This is a genomic window from Pseudomonas neuropathica (genome assembly GCF_015461835.1).
GTDB lineage: Bacteria > Pseudomonadota > Gammaproteobacteria > Pseudomonadales > Pseudomonadaceae > Aquipseudomonas > Aquipseudomonas neuropathica.
In genome coordinates this window covers 262,201-281,018 of the sequence record NZ_JACOPX010000001.1, presented here as the reverse complement: position 1 = coordinate 281,018, position 18,818 = coordinate 262,201, and the positions used below count along the sequence as shown (strand labels likewise).

The following is an 18,818-nucleotide window of genomic DNA, read 5'->3' as shown; positions in this document are numbered from 1 at the left end:
AGACACCGGCTTCACATTCCTTCGTGGCTGGTCGACAATGCGCGCTCTGTTCCGGGGTAGTTCAGCGGTGGAACACTCGGCTCTTAACCGGGTGGGCGCTGGTTCGAATCCAGCCCCCGGACCCATTACATTGCAGGGTCACAAGGAAGTATGTCCAGGGACGACGGTGAGTTCGGCGAGCACGATGGCGTGAATGCAGGTTATGCGGTGTTCCAGCTCTCACGAGCATTGACCGCTACACAGCGCGACGCTGACCCGCAGGCACGCGACCGGGTCGAGCGCTGGCAGCGGGTGGTCGAACACCTGATGCAGGGCAGCGCACAGTACGGTTCACGTGTACCGTTCGCCGATTTGCCGCAGTGGGTCACGCTGGACGTGGCGACGGGTGGATTTGCCACCGGGCAACTTCCGGCCGGTGGTGCTTTGACTGCCTATGAACGTCACTTGGCCGCGTCGATCCCCGGTATTCGCGCTGGTCATGAACGGTTCGATCTCAATATCTGGCATCTGTCGGATGTGGGCGTCGCGACGCTGCAAGAGCGTTTGGCGAACGGAACCTATCAGATTGACGTTCCGGAGGAAGCCGCACTGCTGACAGTGTCATGGCTTTTGCGGCATCAGCGTACTGACGAGGCGCGAACGCTGATCGAGCGGATCGCGCCTTTCTTCGATCGCCTGCGTTTCTTCCCGACTGCCGTTGACGAGCGGCCGATGTCCACGGCTGAGGTGCATGTTTTTGATAGCACCAGTGTCAGGCAGCGGCTGAACCGGCAATTGGCTCAACCGCGTCTGGCCGTCCAAAAGCATGTAGTTGAAAATCGTCTGCCTCTCTACGATGCTGCGGTCTCACTGTTTCTTTTGACCTGTCAGGATGGCTGGCCCTGCAAACACTATCCTGAAGGCTGGTTCGAACGCGCAACGGCACTCGAGGCGCAGATCGCTCGGAACTGTAGCGTTGAGCGCCGCGTCAACGGTCCCTTCAAGACCCGGGCGGCGGAACTGTTTGCGTTGCTCGGTCAGTGTTTGCGCGATCAAGCATCATTAACGGGCCGCCAGGTCGGTCGCATCCGGCGCATTGTTGATGACTTTGTGGCCAAACACGGGCATCCCGATTCCGTGGCACATTCCCTTAAACGAGCAGAGCAGCGCCAACATGTGGCGGCCCCCGGGCATCATTTGATCGCCCGCGCTGTCTCGGCACGTCTGGCAAGTTACCCGGGTTCGGACGGCGTCAGTGACTTTTCGCCGCTGCTTGAACCGATCACCGATGAGGAGGCGAAGCGTCACCGTCTGACCCTTGGAGCGATGATTCCGCCTGCGGTTCGCCGCCGCCTCGAGCGTTGCCGCAAGGGGACCATTGCCGAGTTGATTGATCATGGCTTGATCTCATCCGCCGATACCGTGGCGCAGGTTCTGCCTGCAATGACAGCGCAAATTTGTAGCAGCGTATACCGGGACGGGATGCTGCAGTCGTTGGCGGGTGCAACGTATCGCGCCTTCCGTCGTCGGCGCTCGTTGCTGCTGCTTAACCTGCAAAGTCAGGTCAAAATTGCCGAGCTGCCGTGGGTCGCGGCTTTAGAGGGTGAGCGTGAGGCGAGTGCTATTTCCGCCACGGGTGCCAGACAGGCGTTGGTCGAGGCCTCTGCAATGACCCTGTCGGCGTTTCCGCAGGCCATTCTTCCGAACAAGCTACTGCAGGAGTTTGTTTCACTGGCTGAAACGGCGAAGCTGGATCTTCCTTTCGTCGATGAGGTGGCGGCTGACATTTTCATGGGCGCTTTCTCCAACAAGTTCGCGAGAGCGGCCAGGCAATCGGCCAGATTTATGGCCGGGACGCTTTACGCTCGTTATTACGACATTGATACGGATGGCCTGGCAGGCCTTCCCGATCAGCGCCGATCACGGCGCAGAAGCAACAGCCGTGATGCATTGGCGACGCTGTGCGCGCAGCGTGCAAACGCCACCTTTGGCACGTGGCGGCCAGCGATCAACGGCACGATACTCGAACAGCAGCAGATTCTGACGACGCAAAACCTCGCGCTCCTGTTCGGCGAATTGAACCTGAAAACACTGCTGCATCATCGTTTGAGCGCGCTGGCGCTGGCGTGCTTCGAGTGGATTTGCAAGCGGCAACAAATGCACATCACGCATTACCATGCGCGTCTGGTGATGTTGAAAAACACGGCGTATGCCTGGCGTCAGATGATGTTTTACTTGTCGATGCTGGATGGCGAGCTCTTGCGTGCTGCACTCAACAGCCTCGAATCGCATTTTGCAGCGCAATCCAGCGAATTCCGCGAAAGGTTTCTGCCTGCCATGATTGGCTTGCGTGTTGCCGCTGCCGGGCATCGGCTGACGTTGAGTCGCCAGAAAGAAGAGGGCGCGAGGGTTTTTCTGGGATGGACCATTGAGCGGCACTGGTTAATGCCTTTGTAACGCCTGCCGATCTGCCAGTGCGCGGCCACCAGCCTGCGCCGGAAAGCAGGCTGGTGGGTCAGAGACTTCCTTTCAGAAACGATCGAGCCTGTAATGTTCGTTGAGTGGTAGCCGGCAGGCCTCTTTTGCAGTCGCAGGCAAAACCATCCGCACCACCATCTCCGCCGTCACCGCCGCCTGCGTCAGCCCCAAATGCTGATGCCCAAACGCAAGCAACACCTTGCCCTCACAGACCTGATCAATCACCGGCAACGAATCCGGCAACGACGGTCGAAAACCCATCCACGGCGTCGCTGCTTCAGCGCTCAGATCCTTGCGAAACAAGCCCTGACTCAACCGGTGCAATTGCCACGCGCGTTCCATGCTCGCTGGCTTTTCCAGCCCGGCGAACTCGACGGTGCCGGCCAGGCGCAAGCCTTCGGACATCGGCGTCATGATGAACTTGCGCTCCAGTGAGGTGACGGGGAAGGGCAGTCGGTCATGTTCCTGCGGCAGCATCAGGTGATAGCCGCGCTCGGTGTCCAGTGGGACTTTTTTGCCGGTGAGGGCGGCGGTGAGTTTTGCTGAATGTGCGCCGCAGGCGATCAGGACGCGGCTGGCAGTCAGGCCGCCATTGCCGGTGGTCAGCGTAACGCCGTGCTCCTGCACGTAGCCGCCCTGAACCTCTTGCTGGACAAAACTCACGCCACTGGCCTTGGCCGCTTCGACCAGTTCGCACACCACGCGGAAGGGATCGATAAAGTGCCCGGTGCGTGGAAAGAACAAACCGCCCTGGATCTGTTCACTGAGTTGCGGCGCGGTTTCGCGGATGGCGCCGGCCTGCCAGTAATCGACCGGGACTTGCTGCTGATGCAGGCGAGCCTGTAATGCCTGGATGGCCTGACGCGATTCGGGGCGTTCGAACACCAGCAGCGAACCATCGATCTTCAGCAAGTCCGGCCTCTGGATGTCGGCGAGCAAGCGCTGCCAGGCGTCCAGGCTGTCTTCATTGAGCGCGCGTAAACCTGCCACGGTGTTCTGAAAAGGCGTCGGGCGCAGATTCAGCAGCAGGCGGGTGAACCATGGCAGCGCACGCGGCAGGTATTTCCAGTCCAGGCGCAACGGCCCCATCGGGTCCATCAGCATGGCCGGCAGGCGCTTGAGGATGGACGCGTCTGCAATCGGAAACACCTGCTCGGTCGCCAGATGCCCGGCGTTACCGAACGAGGCGCCATGGCCGGGTGGCTGCTGATCGATGACGACCACGCGCAACCCTTGGCGAGCCAGGCGCAGTGCGCAGGCGACGCCGATGATGCCGGCGCCGACTACAGCGATGTCGTGGGAGACGTTATTGGTCATGGTGCTGCGCTTCCCTTTGCCCATCGAGCAGACGGCGCAATTGCAGCGGATTGCCGTGTTTCAGTGCGTCAGGCAACAAGCTGTCGGGGAAATCCTGATAGCACACCGGGCGCAGGAAACGCAGGATCGCCGCGGTCCCGACCGAAGTCGTACGGGCGTCGGAGGTGGCCGGGAAAGGCCCGCCATGCACCAGCGCGTCACACACCTCGACGCCGGTTGGCCAGCCGTTGACCAGCAACCGGCCGGCCTTGCGTTCCAGCGTCGGCAACAATGCACGCGCCTGTTCCAGGTCTTGCTCGTCGAGTTGTAACGTGGCGGTCAACTGGCCTTCCAGGTGTTCGGCGACCTGGCGTATTTGCGCTTCATTGCTGCATTGCACGATCAGCGCCGCCGCACCGAAGGCTTCGGCTTGCAGGCGGTGATCGGCGAGAAAGTCGGCGGCTTCGGTCACGAATACATGGGCCTGGCATTGATTCGGGCCGTTGCCGGTCTGACCGATGCCGGTGATGCGCGCAGCGGCATTTTCGGCCAGTGCATTCACGGCCGATTCGTAAGCGCTGAAGATGCCGGGTGTCAGCATCGTCTGCGCGGGGCTGCGTTGAATCAGCTCGGCGGTGGCGGCGATGAACGTGTCCAACGCCGGTCCTTTCAATGCAATCACCAAGCCCGGATTGGTGCAAAACTGGCCCGCGCCTAATGTCAGCGACGCCACAAACCCTTCTGCCAACGCCTGCGTGCGATTGTCCAACGCCGCTGGAAACAGCAACACCGGATTGATCGAACTCATTTCCGCGTACACCGGAATCGGCTCGGGCCGCGCTTGCGCGGCTTGCATCAGCGCCAGACCGCCGCTGCGCGAGCCGGTGAAACCCACTGCTTTGATCCGTGGATCAGTGACCAGCGCAATGCCCACTTCGCGGCCGGAACCGTACAGCAACGAGAACACGCCTTCCGGCAAACCACAGGTTTTTACCGCCCGAGCGACTGCGCGGCCGACGAGTTCGCTGGTGCCGGGATGCGCACTGTGCGCCTTGACGATCACCGGGCAACCGGCGGCCAGCGCCGATGCGGTGTCACCGCCAGCCACGGAGAACGCCAGCGGGAAATTGCTCGCGCCAAACACCGCGACCGGCCCCAGCGCGATCTGCCGCTGACGCAGATCGGCGCGCGGCAACGGCTGGCGTTGCGGCTGCGCGCTATCGACACGCACATCCAGCCATTCACCGGCGCGGACCGTGCGGGCGAACATTCTCAGTTGTTGGCAAGTACGCCCGCGTTCACCTAGCAGACGCGCGTGCGGCAGGCCGGTTTCCGCGTGGGCGCGGTCGATCAGTTCATCGCCGAGCCCTTCGATTTCTTCGGCAATGCTTTCCAGGAATTCGGCGCGGACATTAAGCGCTTTCTCGCGATAAATATCGAACGCGGCCCAGGCTAGGGCGCAGGTCTGATCGACATGCTCGGCCGATCCACCGGCGTACCCCGGTTCCAGCGTTTCATTCGTAGCCGGATTGATCCCGCGAATAGCCTCGCGATTACCCGCAACCGAGTGCTGCCCGATCAGCATGTGGCCCGTCAGAGTCATGGTGTCTTCCTGATAAAAAGGGAAATGCCTGCCGCGTAGCACTACGCATCGCGGCAGGTGAGGCTGAGGTGTCAGGCGAAGTTCTGTTCCGCCGACCAGTTCTCGTACCAGTGACGGAACAGCGAATACTGCTTCTCGGCATACCGCCGCTGCGAGTCGCTCAACGCATCGGTTTCATTGAAGTGCAGGGTGTATTCCTTGTCGCCGTTGAGCACCATCAGGTGTTTGTAATACAGCACCAGATCGCAGCCCTCATCGAACGACGACAGCACCGCCAGCGCCGATTCCAGTTCCCGCGCCTGACGCCGGGCCTTGGCGTCACCTTTGGCCGCTTGCTTGCTCAGCGCGACCAGTTGCAGCACCTCGCGGGGCAGAGCGTTGCCGATACCGGTGATGGCGCCGGTGGCGTTACAGTTGACGAAACCGTGCACCACTTGCGTGTCGACGCCGACCATCAAGGTCACGTCATCGTCCTTGGAGGTGATGTTTTCGGCGGCGTAACGCAGGTCGGCGCCACCGCCGAATTCTTTGAAACCGATCAGGTTCGGGTACTCGCGGCGCAGTTCGAAGAACAGGTCAGCGCGGGTGGCAAAGCCGTAGTAAGGGCTGTTGTAGATCACCGCCGGCAAATTTGGCGCGGCTTGCAGAATCGCGGCGAAATGGGCCTTTTGCGCGGTGACCGAAGCGCCGCGAGACAGCACGCGGGGAATCACCATCAAACCCTGCGCGCCGACTTTCGCCGCATGGGCCGCGTGGGAAACCGCTTCGCGTGAGTTCACCGCGCCAGTGCCCACGATCGTCGGAATGCCTGCCGCGACCAGACGCGCCACGCCTTCCTGACGCTCGGCTTCGGTCAGCAGCGGCCAGTCACCCATCGAGCCGCAATAAACCACGGCGCTCATGCCGATATCGATCAGCTCGCGACCCTTGGCCACCAAGGCATCGAAGTCCGGTTTGCGCTGGGCGGTGCACGGGGTCATCAGGGCCGGCATGCAACCGGTGAAGATGTTGTCGCTCATTGTTTTAACTCCTTGGCACATCATTCAAATTGAGGTGAAAAGTCAGCGTGGCGGTTCAGATGCCCCACGCGAACGGGTCTGCTTCGTCGATCAGCAAGGTGCTGTCTGCGGTCATGTAAGCGCGGCCGGTGATGAACGGGCGCACTCGTTCGCCGTCCCATTCGAAGCGGCCTTCGAACTGGCTGCCGGTGATGCTTGCCTGCACCCAGGTTGCGCCGGGTTGCAGCTTGTCGTCGGCGGCCAGACAGGCGAGTTTGGCGCTGGTGCCGGTGCCGCACGGGGAGCGGTCGTAGGCTTTGCCGGGGCACATGACGAAGTTGCGGCTGTCGGCCTGATCGTCATCGGCGAACAGTTCGATGTGATCGATCACCGCGCCGTCCTCGCCGTAAATGCCTTGGTCTTCGAGGGCCTTGAGCATCGCCCAGGTGTACGCCGTGAGGTGTTCGACGTTGTCCATGGTCAGCGTCTGGCCGTGCTCGGAAACGAGGAAGAACCAGTTGCCGCCATAGGCGATGTCGCCGAATACGCGGCCGTAACCCGGTACATCCACCGGCACCTGTTTGCGATGGCGATAAGCGGGGACGTTGCCCAGGGTGACGGTTCCGTCGTCATGCAACGTGGCGCTGACCGGGCCGACCGGGGTGTCGATTTTGTGCTCGCCCGGTTCGATTTGCCCCAGGTACTGCAGCGAGTTGATCAGGCCGATGGTGCCGTGGCCGCACATGCCGAGGTAGCCGGCGTTGTTGAAGAAGATCACCCCGCAAGTGGCGTCCGCCGAGACCGGTTCGCAATACAACGCCCCGACCAGCACATCATTGCCGCGCGGTTCCAGCAGGCAGGCGCGGCGCCATTGATCATGTTGAGTGCGCAGCGCATCGCGCTTCTCGACCATGCTGTTGCCGGGCAGCTCGGGGAAGCCGTTCATTACCAGGCGTGTCGGTTCACCGCCGGTGTGGGAATCAATCACGTGTACTCGTTTCATGAACATGTCCCGTTGGATGATTTCAGTAGGCGCCAGCAGGGCGCGCAGAGACGGTCGAGGCGGGGGCAGCGATTTCGCTTTCCTCGTCGTCCTCTTCCAGGCGCAGCAGATGCGCCGGTACACCGGTCGCCGCGCCCCAGTAGTAAATGCCGGTGGCACATGCCGCGACGACAAGGGTGTCGAATGGATGGGCGAGGATGCCGAGGCCGCCGAAGGTGCCGAGTTTCGACAGCACAATGGTCACCGCGTAGAAGGCGATCAGCCACGCCGAGGAACGCACCTGGCGCGCCAGATTCAAGTGGGCGGTTGGCACAAATCGACCGCACAGCAGATACACCACGAACATCAGGATCTGCAGACCGAGCAGCCACGACACGGTGCTCCAGCCCGACCAGTAGACGATCAGCGCGGCGATGATGAACGACACCGGCCCGAGCACGCCCATGCACTTGACCCGGAACGGCCGTGGCATGTCCGGCGCATTGCGGCGCAGCGCAGCCACCGACACCGGCGCCACGGCATAGCTCAATACCAGCGCGGCGGAGACCACGTTGATCAGCGCCTCCCACGACGGGAACGGCAACGTCCAGAACACCGACAGGGCGAAGGTCAGCCACAGCGCCGGACGTGGGATGCCGGATTTTTCGTCGATGTGGGTGAAGACCTTGAAGAAGGTGCCGGTCTGCGCCCAGCCGTAGATCACTCGCGGGGTGGCGTTCATGTAGATGTTGCCGCAGCCGCTTGGCGAGATCACCGCATCGGCGACCACCAGATACGCCAGCCAGCCCACGCCCAGCGCTAGCGCGATGTCGCGGTACGGCAGGGCAAATTCCTTGCTGATTCCGGCCCAGCCGTTGGCGAGCATTTCCGTCGGGATGCTGCCGAGAAACGCCATTTGCAGCAGCACGTAAATCAGTGTCGACAGCAGCACCGAGAGGATCAACGCAATGGGAATGGTGCGCTGCGGATTTTTCACTTCACTGGCCACCGAGATGATCGGCGTCAGGCCCAGATACGCGAAAATGATGCCACCCGCCGACACGGCCATCTCGACGCCGGACAGGCCAAACGGGGCAAAGCCTTGCACCTCGAAGTTGGCCGGTTTGAAGAAGGTGAACAGCACCCCGATCACCAGCAGCGGCACGATGAATTTGAACACGCTGACCAGATTGTTGGCCTTGGCGAAGGTCTTCACGCTGCGGTAGTTGAGCAGGAAGAAAATGCAGAGCAGACCAAACTGCACCATCCACCCGAGGATCGTCGGATCGCCGCTGCCAGCCTTGGTCAGCTCGGGAAACCACGCCGCTGCGTATTGGCGCGAAGCGACCACTTCAATCGCGACCAGACTGGAAAACGCAATCAGGGTGATAAAACCCATCAAGTAGCCGAGCAACGGCCCGTGGGAGTAAACCGGATAACGCACCACGCCGCCGGCACGCGGCAGTGCAGCGCCGAGTTCGCAATAGACGATGCCCAGCAACAACACGGCGAAGCCGCCCAGCAGCCAGGAAAAAATCCCCGCCGGCCCGGCAATGGCGGACACATGACTGGCCGCGAACAACCAGCCGGAACCGAAGATCGCCCCCAGCCCGATAAATGTGAGGTCGATCAGTGAAAGCTGTTTTTTGAACTTGCCTTGGCCTGACATGGCATCGCCTTCTTGTGAGTTATTGGATAGGCAGTTGTGTCACTGGGACGGCCAGACTTTGAACTCATCGACCTCGCGGCGATTGATGTTTTTTGCTGGCTTCGATGACGAAATCAGCACAATGACGCCGATAAAACATGGCCCTCGACACGCCGCGAACGATGCTGCAATCTGCGGGCGAACGGCGCATGGCGGGCATTTGGTCTGTCCACGTTACGAGGGGAATCTTTGATGCAGCAGGCGTTTTCGATCCTGGCTCAAGGCATGAATGGCCAGCGTCCGCAGACACTGGAGGAACTCTTGGCCGGCGCGGCGCTGTTGTTGCCGATGCTTGATGTGATCCCCAATGCGGCGATTTTCATCAAGGATGTGCAGGCCCGATACGTGCTTGCCAACCGCACGCTGGTGCAGCGCTGTGGCTTGAAGGATTTGCGTCCGTTACTGGGCAAGACCAGCGCGCAGGTGTTTCCGGCGCAACTCGGGCCGGGCTACACCGAGCAGGATCGCAAGGTGCTGGAGGAGGGTTTTGTGCTGGAGGATCAGCTCGAACTGCATCTGTACGGCAGCCGCGAACCGGGGTGGTGCCTGACGCACAAGCAGCCACTGTATAACCGTGACGGGGTGATTATCGGTCTGACGGGGATTTCGGTGGACCTGCAATCGGCCAGTGAAACCCACCCGGCATTCGAGCGGCTGGCGGCTGTCGATGAGCATATTCGCGCGAATTTCAATCGCCGCGTGACCCTCGGTGAACTGACCCGCATCGCCGGCATTTCCGTGGCGCAACTGGAGCGTTACTGCAAACGGGTATTCCACCTGACGCCACGACAGATGATCCAGAAAGTACGCCTGGAGCACGCGCATCGATTGCTGCACACCGATCTGCCGATAACGGACGTGGCGCTGCAATGCGGCTACACCGATCACAGCGCGTTCACGCGCCAGTTCAAGGCGTCGACCGGGTTTACGCCACGCGAGTATCGGCAGGCCACTTCACCCTGATCAAGTGACCATTGAAGATCAATGCAGGCGCTGCCGAACCTTCGGCAACTCCTGCGTCGGCCTGGGCCGACCTGCGGTGCTTGTCAGGAAAATCCTACAGGAGTACAAATGTACTCCATGACGAACCTGACTCCCCGCCGTACTGCCATTCTGACTTTTATCCGCGATCGAATCGCCGAACACGGTCAGCCCCCAAGCCTCGCTGAAATCAGCGAGGCTTTTGGTTTTGCCTCGCGCAGCGTGGCGCGCAAGCATGTACTCGCGCTCACCGAAGCCGGGTTTATCGAGGTCAATCCGCATCAGGCCCGGGGCATTCGCCTGCTCGGGCAGCCGGCGCGCCCGGAATTGCTCGACATTCCCGTGCTCGGCCGCGTCGCTGCCGGTGCGCCGATTGGCGCCGATGCCGACATCCATAGCCGCTTGCTGCTCGACCCGGTGCTGTTCTCCCGCACGCCCGATTACATGCTGCGGGTGCAGGGCGATTCGATGATCGAGGATGGCATTCTCGACGGCGATCTGGTCGGCGTGAAGCGCAATCCCGAGGCGCTCAACGGCCAGATCGTCGTAGCGCGCCTCGACGGTGAAGTCACCATCAAACGTTTCGAACGGCTGGGCGATGCAGTGCGGCTGTTGCCACGCAACCCGGCGTATCAGCCGATTGTCGTGCGTGACGATCAGGATCTGGCCATCGAAGGGGTATTTTGCGGTCTGGTGAGGCAAGGCTGATGGGCGCCGTCGTTGCGTTGGATACGCTGTTCAATGGCGGCCAGGTCTGGAAAGGCCGGCCTGCGCCACCGGCCGCCAGCCCGCAACCGACCGGCCACGCCGCGCTGGACGCGGCACTGCCCAGCGGTGGCTGGCCGGAAGCGGCGTTGAGCGAAATCCTCCTGGCCGGTCCCGGTGTCGGCGAACTGCAGCTGGTCTGGCCGACGCTGGCGCGGTTGTCGGCGGCGGGCGAGCGCATCGTGCTGGTGGCGCCACCGTTCGTGCCGTACCCGCAGGCGTGGGCAAGCGCCGGGGTCGATCTGCGCCAGTTGTCGGTGATCCAGGCCACCGAGCGCGATGCCTTGTGGGCGGCGGAACAATGTTTACGTTCGGGCAGTTGCGGCGCGGTGCTGTGCTGGCCGCACAAGGCTGATGATCGCGCGTTGCGCCGTTTGCAGGTGGCGGCGGAAACCGGTCAGACCCTGGCGTTTGCCTGGCGGCCGTTGAGCGAAGCGATCAACCCGTCACCGGCGGCGTTACGCATTGCCATCGACGCCAGACCTGCACAGTTGCGCGTACTCAAGTGCCGTGGCGGGCTGGCGCGTACGGCACCGATTGCCTTTGCTGTGGGGCACTGAGGTCACCATGCGCTGGGTGTGTATCCTGTTTCCGCAATTGGCCCTGGACGCCGTGCTGCGTCAGCGTCCCGATCCCGATGAACCGTTGGTGCTGCTTAACGGCCCGGCCCAGCGCCGGGTGTTGCAAGCGGTCAACCCGGCGGCGCGCAAGCTTGGTTTGCGCGCAGGCCAGTCGATGACCGCTGCGCAGGCGATGAGCAAAGGCTTTGCCACGGCTGATTACGAGGCCGCCGAGGTTGAACACTGGCAGCAGTTTCTCGCCGCGTGGGCCTACCGTTTCAGTTCGCAGGTCAGCGTGCATTACCCACGCACCGTGGTGTTCGAAATCGAATCCAGCCTGGGTCTGTTCGGTTCGTGGGTGCAGTTCGAAGCACGACTGCGCCAGGAACTGACCGATCTGGGCTTCCGCCATCGCATCGTCGCGGCACCGAATCCCGTGGCGGCGCGGGTGCTGGCCAACGCCTATGACGGCTTGGTGGTGCCGGACGGCGAGGCCTTGCAGCATCACCTCGGTCAGTTGCCGGTCGACCGTGTCGGTCTGGAGCCAGCGGTGGCCACGGCGTTGTCGCGCATGGGCCTGCGCAATCTCAGTCAGGTGCAGAGCCTGCCGCGTCAGGCACTGGCCCGACGGTTCGAAGCGCAGATGCTCAAACACCTCGATACTTTGTTCGGTGCCCGGCCATTGGCGCTGGCGTTTTACCTGCCGCCGGATCGTTTTGATGTGCGCATTGAACTCAACTTTGACGTGCAGTCCCATCAGGCACTGTTGTTCCCGTTACGCCGTTTGACCGGCGATCTGTCGGCGTTCCTCTGCGGGCGTGACAGCGGCGTGCAGCGTTTCGATCTGCACCTGGAACACGCCGGGCTCCCGGACAGCATCATCAAGGTCGGCCTGCTCAGCGCCGAACGTGATCCGGCGATGCTCTTCGAACTGGCGCGCGGACGGCTGGAACAGGTGCAAGTCGAGGCGCCCGTGCGCGGCTTTCGTCTGCGCGCCGAGGACCTGCCGAGTTTCGTGCCGCAGTTTCAGGAACTGTTCGACGACCGTCCGCAGCAGACCTTGCCGTGGGAGCAGTTGCGCGAACGCCTGCGTGCGCGCTTGGGCGATGACGCGGTGCAGGGGTTGCGTTTTCAGGCCGATCATCGTCCCGAGTGCGCGTGGCAGCACGGCGTTGATAAACAACGCTGCGCAGGCTTGCCGAACGTGCATCGTCCGGGCTGGTTGCTCGGCGAGCCACAAAGCGTGGCGGAAGGTTCGGCGCGGATTCTCATGGGCCCGGAGCGCATCGAATCCGGCTGGTGGGACGGTGACGACGTGCGCCGTGATTATTACCTGATCCAGAACCGCGCCGGTCAGCAGGGCTGGGCTTATCGGGCGGTGGGTGAGGGCGGTCCGCTGTGGCTGCAGGGCTGGTTTGCATGAACGACGGTTATGCCGAACTGCATTGCCTGTCGAACTTCAGTTTTCAGCGCGGTGCGTCCAGTGCGCTGGAACTGTTCCAGCGCGCAAAAAAGCACGGCTATCAGGCACTGGCGATCACCGATGAATGCACGCTGGCCGGGATCGTTCGGGCCTGGCAAGCGGCGAAATCGGTGGAGCTGCCGCTGGTCATCGGCAGCGAAGTGCGTATCGAAAACGGCCCGAAACTGGTGCTGCTGGTGGAGAATCTGGCGGGCTATCAAGCGCTGTGCGGCCTGATCACCCGCGCCCGACGGCGCACGCAGAAGGGCCAGTATCAGGTGCTGCGCGAAGACTTCGCCGAGCCGTTGCCGGGGTTGCTGGTGTTGTGGGTGCCGGACTCGCTTGATGACGTGGAGGAGGGTTGTTGGCTGCAGCAGACCTTTGGCGAACGGTTGTGGCTGGCAGTGCAATTGCATCGTGGCCAGGATGATCAGCAGCGGTTGGCGGCATTGTTGGGGCTGGCCGCCGAGTTGCAGATTCCGGCCGTGGCCAGCGGCGATGTGCACATGCACGCCCGTGGCCGGCGTGCCTTGCAGGACACCATGACTGCGATCCGTCATCACGTGCCGGTGGCCGAGGCGGGGTTACGTTTGCACCCCAATGGCGAACGGCATTTACGCAGTGTCGAGGTCGTGCGCGAGTTGTATCCGCAGGCCTTGCTCGATGAGTCGGTGAGCCTGGCCCGGCGCTGCACCTTCGACCTGGGCGAGTTGCGTTATCAGTATCCGAAAGAGCTGGTGCCGGAAGGGCACAGCGCCAGTTCCTGGTTGCGCCATCTGACTGAAGAAGGCATTGCCTGGCGCTGGCCACAGGGGCCTCAAGCCAAAGTGCTCAAGCAGATCGACGATGAACTGAAGCTGATCGCCGAACTCGGTTACGAAAGCTACTTTCTCACCGTGCACGATGTGGTGCACTTCGCCCGCGAGCAGAAGATTCTGTGTCAGGGCCGTGGTTCGGCAGCCAACTCGGCGGTGTGTTTTGCCTTGGGCATCACCGAAATCGACCCGGATCGCACCACGCTGCTGTTCGAACGCTTCATGTCCAAGGAGCGCAACGAGCCGCCGGACATCGACGTCGACTTCGAGCACGAGCGCCGCGAAGAAGTCCTGCAATACGTGTTTCGCCGTTACGGCCGTGGTCGTGCGGCGCTGACGGCGGTGGTCAGCACCTACCACGCTGCCGGCGCAGTACGCGACGTGGCCAAGGCGTTGGGCCTGCCGCCGGATCAGATCAACGCACTGGCTGACTGCTGCGGCCACTGGAGCGATGAAACACCGCCGGTCGCGCGTTTGCTCGAAGGCGGTTTCGACCCGGACAGCCCGGTGCTGCGCCGAGTGCTGAGCCTGACCGGGCAGTTGATCGGTTTCCCCCGGCACCTGTCGCAGCATCCCGGCGGCTTTGTGATTTCCGAGCAGCCGCTGGACACGCTGGTGCCGGTGGAGAACGCCGCCATGGCCGAGCGCACGATCATTCAGTGGGACAAGGATGACCTCGATGCAGTCGGCCTGCTCAAGGTGGATATTCTCGCCCTCGGCATGCTCAGCGCGATTCGCCGCTGCTTCGACCTGCTGCGCCACCATCGCAATCTGGATCTGAGCCTGGCGACGATTCCAGCCGAAGACAAACCGACCTACGACATGATCAGCCGCGCCGACACCATCGGCGTGTTCCAGATCGAGTCGCGGGCTCAGATGTCGATGCTGCCGCGCCTGAGACCAGCGAAGTTCTACGATCTGGTGATTGAGGTGGCCATCGTCCGCCCGGGACCGATTCAGGGCGGGATGGTGCATCCGTATCTGCGTCGCCGGAACAAGGAAGAAGAGGAAACCTACCCGTCACCAGAGCTCAAGGTTGTTCTGGAAAGAACCCTTGGCGTGCCGCTGTTTCAGGAACAGGTGATGCAGATCGCCATCGTCGCCGCCGATTACAGTCCTGGCGAGGCTGATCAGTTGCGTCGCTCGATGGCTGCGTGGAAACGCCACGGCGGACTGGAACCGCACAAGGAACGCCTCGCCGCCGGCATGAAGAAGAACGGCTACACGCCGGAGTTCGCCGCGCAGATTTTCGAGCAGATCAAAGGCTTCGGCAGCTACGGTTTTCCTGAGTCCCACGCCGCCAGTTTTGCCTTGCTGACTTACGCCAGTTGCTGGCTCAAGTGCCACGAACCGGCGGCGTTCGCCTGCGCGTTGATCAATAGCTGGCCAATGGGCTTCTACAGTCCGGACCAGATTCTCCAGGATGCGCGCCGCCATCAATTGCAGATCCGCCCGGTCGACGTACGCGCCAGTGACTGGGATTGCAGCCTGGAAACCACCACGACGGCGCAACCGGCGATTCGCATGGGCCTGCGGATGATCAAGGGCTTTCGCGAGGACGATGCCCGGCGCATCGAAGCGGCGCGGGCGCGCGGGGCATTTGCCGATGTCGCCGACCTGGGCGAGCGGGCGGCGCTCGACAGTCGGGCGCAGGCGTTGCTCGCCGATTCCGGGGCGTTGCGTGGCCTGGCCGGACATCGGCATCGGGCGCGCTGGGAAGTCGCCGGGGTGCAAAAACAGCTGGGCCTGTTTGCCGGGTTGCCGAGTCAGGAGGAGCCGGAGGTGGTACTACCCAAACCCAGCGTTGGCGAGGATCTGCACGCCGATTACAGCACCGTCGGCACCACGTTGGGGCCGCATCCGCTGGCACTGTTGCGCGGCGAACTCAAAGCCCGGCGCTGCCGCAGTTCGCAGGAGTTGCTTGAAGTCGAACATGGCCGACCGGTGAGCATCGCCGGGCTGGTGACTGGACGGCAACGACCGGGCACCGCCAGTGGCGTGACCTTCGTGACGCTGGAAGATGAGTTCGGCAACGTCAACGTGGTGGTCTGGCGGGATCTGGCCGAGCGTCAACGGCAAGTGCTGGTGGGCTCGCAACTGCTGAAAGTCGACGGCCGCTGGGAGCGCGAAGGCGAAGTGCGCCACCTGATCGCCGGCCGCCTGAGCGACCTCAGCTCGCTGCTCAATGGCATCCGCGTGCAGAGCCGCGATTTCCACTGATCAACACAACCCTTGTAGGAGTGAGCCTGCTTGCGATAGCGGTGTGTCAGACAACATCAACGTGAATGACACACCGCTATCGCGAGCAGGCTCACTCCTACAGGGGTTTTGCTTATGTTCAGACGGCCAATTCATTGGCGTCAAAAAAGCCTGTCGCGAATGATGGCACTTTGTCATAATGCCGCCCCTTTTCAGCTCCCGAGCGCCTTGCCGTGTCGGGGCATCCCCGTTTTTCAAAAGGAATACTCAGTGAGAATGATCTCCCGGATGCTGGTCTCAGGCGTTGCGATTGCCGTGCTCGGCACGATTGCCGGCACACTCGCCGGTTGCGCCACTGAAAGCTCCCGCGCGCTGCCGGTGGCCAAGGTTGAAAGCGCCACACAAGTCTGGACCGGCGTTCGTGTGCCGATGGCCGTGGGCAAGTTCGACAACCGCTCCAGCTATATGCGCGGGATTTTCTCCGACGGCGTCGACCGTCTCGGCGGTCAGGCCAAGACCATCCTGATCACCCATTTGCAGCAGACCAACCGCTTCAGCGTGCTGGATCGCGACAACATGGGCGAAATCCAGCAGGAAGCGGCGATCAAGGGCCAGGCTCAGCGTCTGAAAGGTGCTGATTACGTGGTGACCGGCGACGTCACCGAGTTCGGCCGCAAAGAGACCGGCGATCACCAACTGTTCGGCATCCTCGGCCGTGGCAAGACTCAGGTGGCCTACGCCAAGGTCAACCTGAATATCGTCAATATCAGTACCTCCGAAGTGGTTTATTCGACCCAGGGCGCCGGCGAATACGCCTTGTCCAACCGCGAAATCATCGGTTTCGGCGGCACCGCTGCCTACGACTCCACCCTCAACGGCAAAGTACTGGATCTGGCCATGCGCGAGGCGATCAATCGTCTGGTCGATGGCATGAACGCCGGTGCCTGGAAACCGGGCAACTGATCGACGCCCATTGCAAGGAGCAACACCCATGAATCTGACTTTGTCGCGCGCGCTGATGGCGCTGACGCTGGCCGCCAGCGCCTTGTTGGCCGGTTGTGCCCCCGGCCCGCAAACCCTGTACCAGTGGGAAGGTTACGAGCCCCAGGTCTACGAATACTTCAAAGGCGAAGAGCCGAAAGAAGCCCAGGCCGAAGCGCTGGAACGTGACCTGCAGAAAATCCGCTCCACCGGCAAGGCTGTACCGCCGGGTTACCACGCGCACCTTGGCCTGCTCTATCTGAGCATGGGCAAGGACGACCAGATGGTGCAGCAGTTCAAAACCGAGAAAACCCTGTTCCCCGAGTCTGGGACGTACATGGATTTCCTGCTCAAAAACGCCAAGACCGGAGACGCGAAATGATCGCGCGCACCTTGAAACTGCTGGTCGCCGGTCTGGCCCTGACCGTGCTGGGCGGCTGCGTTGCGCCCAAGACCGTGGATTACTCGGCCTACAAACAGGCGCGGCCGAAAACCATTCTGGTGCTGCCTCCGCTGAACACTTCGCCGGATGTGAAGGCGTCGTACAGCCTGTTGTCGCAGGTGACCTTCCCACTGGCCGAAGCCGGTTACTACGTGCTGCCGATTGCGCTGGTTGATGAGACGTTCCGCCAGAACGGTCTGAGCACCCCGGACGACATCCATCAGGCACCGCCAGGCAAACTGAAGGAAATTTTCGGTGCGGACGCTGCGCTGTACATCACCGTGACCGAATACGGTACGCGCTACATGGTGATCAGCAGCGAAACGGCAGTGACCGCGACGGCGAAACTGGTCGACCTGAAAAGTGGCACGACGCTGTGGACCGGTTCGGCCCGGGCGTCGAGCGAAGAGGGCGGCAATAGCAATGCCGGCGGTATCGTCGGCATGCTGATCTCGGCGGCGGTGAAGCAGGTCATCAACAGCTCCACTGATGCCGGCTACCCGATTGCCGGTGTGGCGAGCAATCGTCTGCTCTCGGCCGGACACCGGGCAGGCCTGCTGTACGGCCCGCGTTCGCCGAAGTACGGCACTGACTGAACCCGGTAATGATCTTTCCCACGCACTGCGTGGGAACGATCAAATGTACGCGTGAGCCTGCTCACCGCCCCCCTCCCGGTACATGTGTCCTGCTTGCAACGAGCAGACAGGTAGCGCGACGCCGCCTCGATGGGTGATCCGCACACAACATGCAATCAAGACCCTGCATCTCGAAGCCGAAGGCTATATCCTGCGTGGCACTCAGTTGCTCGACGTTAAAGGAGTGCCCAAATGACCGAAAAGAAACCGGAAACCACGGTCGACCGCGTCTACCAAGGGGTTTACGAGGCGATCAGCAAGCGTTCGTTGCGCCCGGGTATGAAACTGGGTGAGGCCTCGCTGGCCGAATTATTCAATGTCAGCCGCACGTCGGTGCGCGCGGCATTGAAGCAATTGGAGGCCGATGGACTGGTCACTACCGAGCCGAATAAAGGGGCATCGGTGTCGCTGCCGAGCAATGAAGAGCTCCGTTCGCTGTTTGAAACCCGCCGGCTGATCGAGATCGGCATCGTTACCGAACTGTGCCGGCGCAAGGACAGCGCGGCGATGCAGGATTTGCGCGAACACCTGCTGCTGGAAGATGAAGCCCACGCGGCGGGCGATCACGAACGGCTGATCCATCTGCTCGGTGAGTTCCACATCAAACTGGCGTGCAGCCTGAATAACCCGGTGCTGCTCGACTGGTTCCAGAAACTGATCTCCCGCGCTTCGTTGTACGCTGCAGCGCTGGACGACGACAGCCATGAGGTCTGCCGCGACAACGAACACCTGCGCCTGATCGAATACATTGAGGCCGGCAATCAGAGCGCCGCCATCGAGCTGACCTGCACGCATCTGAACGGCATCGAGAAGGCCATTCTCGACGCCGCCGCCAAAATGAAAACCGGCTACCACCCGCTCAAGCACCTGATCGGGGTTTAGGTTCCGGGCGCGGATGAAATCGGCTATATATCATATGAAACCAACGCGACTG

At 62.0% G+C, this 18,818-nt stretch carries 15 protein-coding genes and 1 tRNA gene; 11 read left to right on the top strand and 5 right to left on the bottom strand.

Annotated features, from left to right (window positions below):
* The first annotated feature begins 50 nt into the window (after window positions 1–50).
* Together H8F23_RS01135 and H8F23_RS01130 are read left to right on the top strand one after the other, a co-directional pair.
* Window positions 51–125: transfer RNA gene (locus H8F23_RS01135), tRNA-Lys, on the top strand.
* A 25-nt stretch (window positions 126–150) separates the two neighbouring features.
* Window positions 151–2,436 carry a hypothetical protein gene (locus H8F23_RS01130; protein WP_194933111.1) on the top strand — a complete coding sequence of 762 codons (2,286 nt, stop codon included), beginning with the start codon at window positions 151–153 and terminating at the stop codon, window positions 2,434–2,436.
* Window positions 2,437–2,508: 72 nt separating this feature from the next.
* Here the strand turns inward: H8F23_RS01130 and H8F23_RS01125 are convergent, their stop codons facing one another.
* The 5 genes from H8F23_RS01125 to H8F23_RS01105 all read right to left on the bottom strand — a co-directional run bounded on the left by H8F23_RS01125 (window position 2,509) and on the right by H8F23_RS01105 (window position 9,005).
* A complete protein-coding gene (locus H8F23_RS01125; RefSeq protein WP_194933110.1) occupies window positions 2,509–3,774 on the bottom strand; it encodes an NAD(P)/FAD-dependent oxidoreductase in 1,266 nt (421 codons plus the stop codon).
* On the bottom strand, window positions 3,764–5,356 hold the full coding sequence (locus H8F23_RS01120; protein ID WP_194933109.1) for an aldehyde dehydrogenase (NADP(+)): 1,593 nt from the start codon (window positions 5,354–5,356) through the stop codon (window positions 3,764–3,766). Before H8F23_RS01120 ends, H8F23_RS01125 begins: the two co-directional genes overlap by 11 nt.
* A gap of 71 nt (window positions 5,357–5,427) precedes the next feature.
* Complete coding sequence (locus H8F23_RS01115) at window positions 5,428–6,375, bottom strand: dihydrodipicolinate synthase family protein (RefSeq protein ID WP_007916052.1); 948 nt, start codon at window positions 6,373–6,375, stop codon at window positions 5,428–5,430.
* Between the two features lie 55 nt (window positions 6,376–6,430).
* Complete coding sequence (locus tag H8F23_RS01110; protein WP_194933108.1) at window positions 6,431–7,357, bottom strand: 4-hydroxyproline epimerase; 927 nt, start codon at window positions 7,355–7,357, stop codon at window positions 6,431–6,433.
* Between the two features lie 22 nt (window positions 7,358–7,379).
* The gene (locus tag H8F23_RS01105; RefSeq protein WP_194933107.1) at window positions 7,380–9,005 is read right to left on the bottom strand and encodes an APC family permease; all 1,626 of its coding nucleotides are present in this window, start codon (window positions 9,003–9,005) and stop codon (window positions 7,380–7,382) included.
* A gap of 231 nt (window positions 9,006–9,236) precedes the next feature.
* On the opposite strand from H8F23_RS01105, the gene H8F23_RS01100 reads away from it, so the two are divergent.
* The 9 genes from H8F23_RS01100 (at window position 9,237) to H8F23_RS01060 (ending at window position 18,766) form a co-directional block, all read left to right on the top strand.
* On the top strand, window positions 9,237–10,007 hold the full coding sequence (locus tag H8F23_RS01100; protein ID WP_194933106.1) for an AraC family transcriptional regulator: 771 nt from the start codon (window positions 9,237–9,239) through the stop codon (window positions 10,005–10,007).
* 108 nt (window positions 10,008–10,115) lie between these two features.
* A complete protein-coding gene (gene lexA / locus H8F23_RS01095; RefSeq protein ID WP_116254867.1) occupies window positions 10,116–10,733 on the top strand; it encodes a transcriptional repressor LexA in 618 nt (205 codons plus the stop codon).
* Entirely contained in the window at window positions 10,733–11,350 is a 618-nt protein-coding gene (imuA, locus tag H8F23_RS01090) for a translesion DNA synthesis-associated protein ImuA (protein WP_093430813.1), read from the top strand. The genes lexA and imuA overlap by 1 nt, the downstream gene beginning before the upstream one ends.
* 7 nt (window positions 11,351–11,357) lie before the next feature.
* Window positions 11,358–12,773, top strand: a complete 1,416-nt coding sequence (locus tag H8F23_RS01085; RefSeq protein ID WP_194933105.1) for a Y-family DNA polymerase — start codon at window positions 11,358–11,360, stop codon at window positions 12,771–12,773.
* Window positions 12,749–15,847 carry an error-prone DNA polymerase gene (locus tag H8F23_RS01080; protein WP_324187873.1) on the top strand — a complete coding sequence of 1,033 codons (3,099 nt, stop codon included), beginning with the start codon at window positions 12,749–12,751 and terminating at the stop codon, window positions 15,845–15,847. Before H8F23_RS01085 ends, H8F23_RS01080 begins: the two co-directional genes overlap by 25 nt.
* A gap of 255 nt (window positions 15,848–16,102) precedes the next feature.
* Complete coding sequence (locus H8F23_RS01075) at window positions 16,103–16,789, top strand: CsgG/HfaB family protein (RefSeq protein ID WP_161986630.1); 687 nt, start codon at window positions 16,103–16,105, stop codon at window positions 16,787–16,789.
* Between the two features lie 28 nt (window positions 16,790–16,817).
* A complete protein-coding gene (locus H8F23_RS01070) occupies window positions 16,818–17,189 on the top strand; it encodes a DUF4810 domain-containing protein (RefSeq protein ID WP_194933103.1) in 372 nt (123 codons plus the stop codon).
* Window positions 17,186–17,845 (top strand): DUF799 domain-containing protein, encoded by a 660-nt coding sequence (locus H8F23_RS01065; protein WP_194933102.1) that lies wholly within the window; start codon window positions 17,186–17,188, stop codon window positions 17,843–17,845. The genes H8F23_RS01070 and H8F23_RS01065 overlap by 4 nt, the downstream gene beginning before the upstream one ends.
* Before the next feature lie 231 nt (window positions 17,846–18,076).
* Window positions 18,077–18,766, top strand: a complete 690-nt coding sequence (locus tag H8F23_RS01060) for a GntR family transcriptional regulator (RefSeq protein WP_095047854.1) — start codon at window positions 18,077–18,079, stop codon at window positions 18,764–18,766.
* The last annotated feature ends 52 nt before the right edge of the window (window positions 18,767–18,818 follow it).

Excerpts from the sequence above, each read along its gene's own strand:
- H8F23_RS01105 (WP_194933107.1), bottom strand. The coding sequence starts at position 9,005 with ATGTCAGGCCAAGGCAAGTTCAAAAAACAGCTTTCACTGATCGACCTC.
- H8F23_RS01110 (WP_194933108.1), bottom strand. The coding sequence starts at position 7,357 with ATGAAACGAGTACACGTGATTGATTCCCACACCGGCGGTGAACCGACA.
- H8F23_RS01125 (WP_194933110.1), bottom strand. The coding sequence starts at position 3,774 with ATGACCAATAACGTCTCCCACGACATCGCTGTAGTCGGCGCCGGCATC.
- H8F23_RS01100 (WP_194933106.1), top strand. The coding sequence starts at position 9,237 with ATGCAGCAGGCGTTTTCGATCCTGGCTCAAGGCATGAATGGCCAGCGT.
- imuA (WP_093430813.1), top strand. The coding sequence starts at position 10,733 with ATGGGCGCCGTCGTTGCGTTGGATACGCTGTTCAATGGCGGCCAGGTC.
- H8F23_RS01065 (WP_194933102.1), top strand. The coding sequence starts at position 17,186 with ATGATCGCGCGCACCTTGAAACTGCTGGTCGCCGGTCTGGCCCTGACC.
- H8F23_RS01120 (WP_194933109.1), bottom strand. The coding sequence starts at position 5,356 with ATGACTCTGACGGGCCACATGCTGATCGGGCAGCACTCGGTTGCGGGT.
- H8F23_RS01075 (WP_161986630.1), top strand. The coding sequence starts at position 16,103 with ATGATCTCCCGGATGCTGGTCTCAGGCGTTGCGATTGCCGTGCTCGGC.
- H8F23_RS01060 (WP_095047854.1), top strand. The coding sequence starts at position 18,077 with ATGACCGAAAAGAAACCGGAAACCACGGTCGACCGCGTCTACCAAGGG.
- lexA (WP_116254867.1), top strand. The coding sequence starts at position 10,116 with ATGTACTCCATGACGAACCTGACTCCCCGCCGTACTGCCATTCTGACT.
- H8F23_RS01115 (WP_007916052.1), bottom strand. The coding sequence starts at position 6,375 with ATGAGCGACAACATCTTCACCGGTTGCATGCCGGCCCTGATGACCCCG.
- H8F23_RS01130 (WP_194933111.1), top strand. The coding sequence starts at position 151 with ATGTCCAGGGACGACGGTGAGTTCGGCGAGCACGATGGCGTGAATGCA.
- H8F23_RS01070 (WP_194933103.1), top strand. The coding sequence starts at position 16,818 with ATGAATCTGACTTTGTCGCGCGCGCTGATGGCGCTGACGCTGGCCGCC.
- H8F23_RS01085 (WP_194933105.1), top strand. The coding sequence starts at position 11,358 with ATGCGCTGGGTGTGTATCCTGTTTCCGCAATTGGCCCTGGACGCCGTG.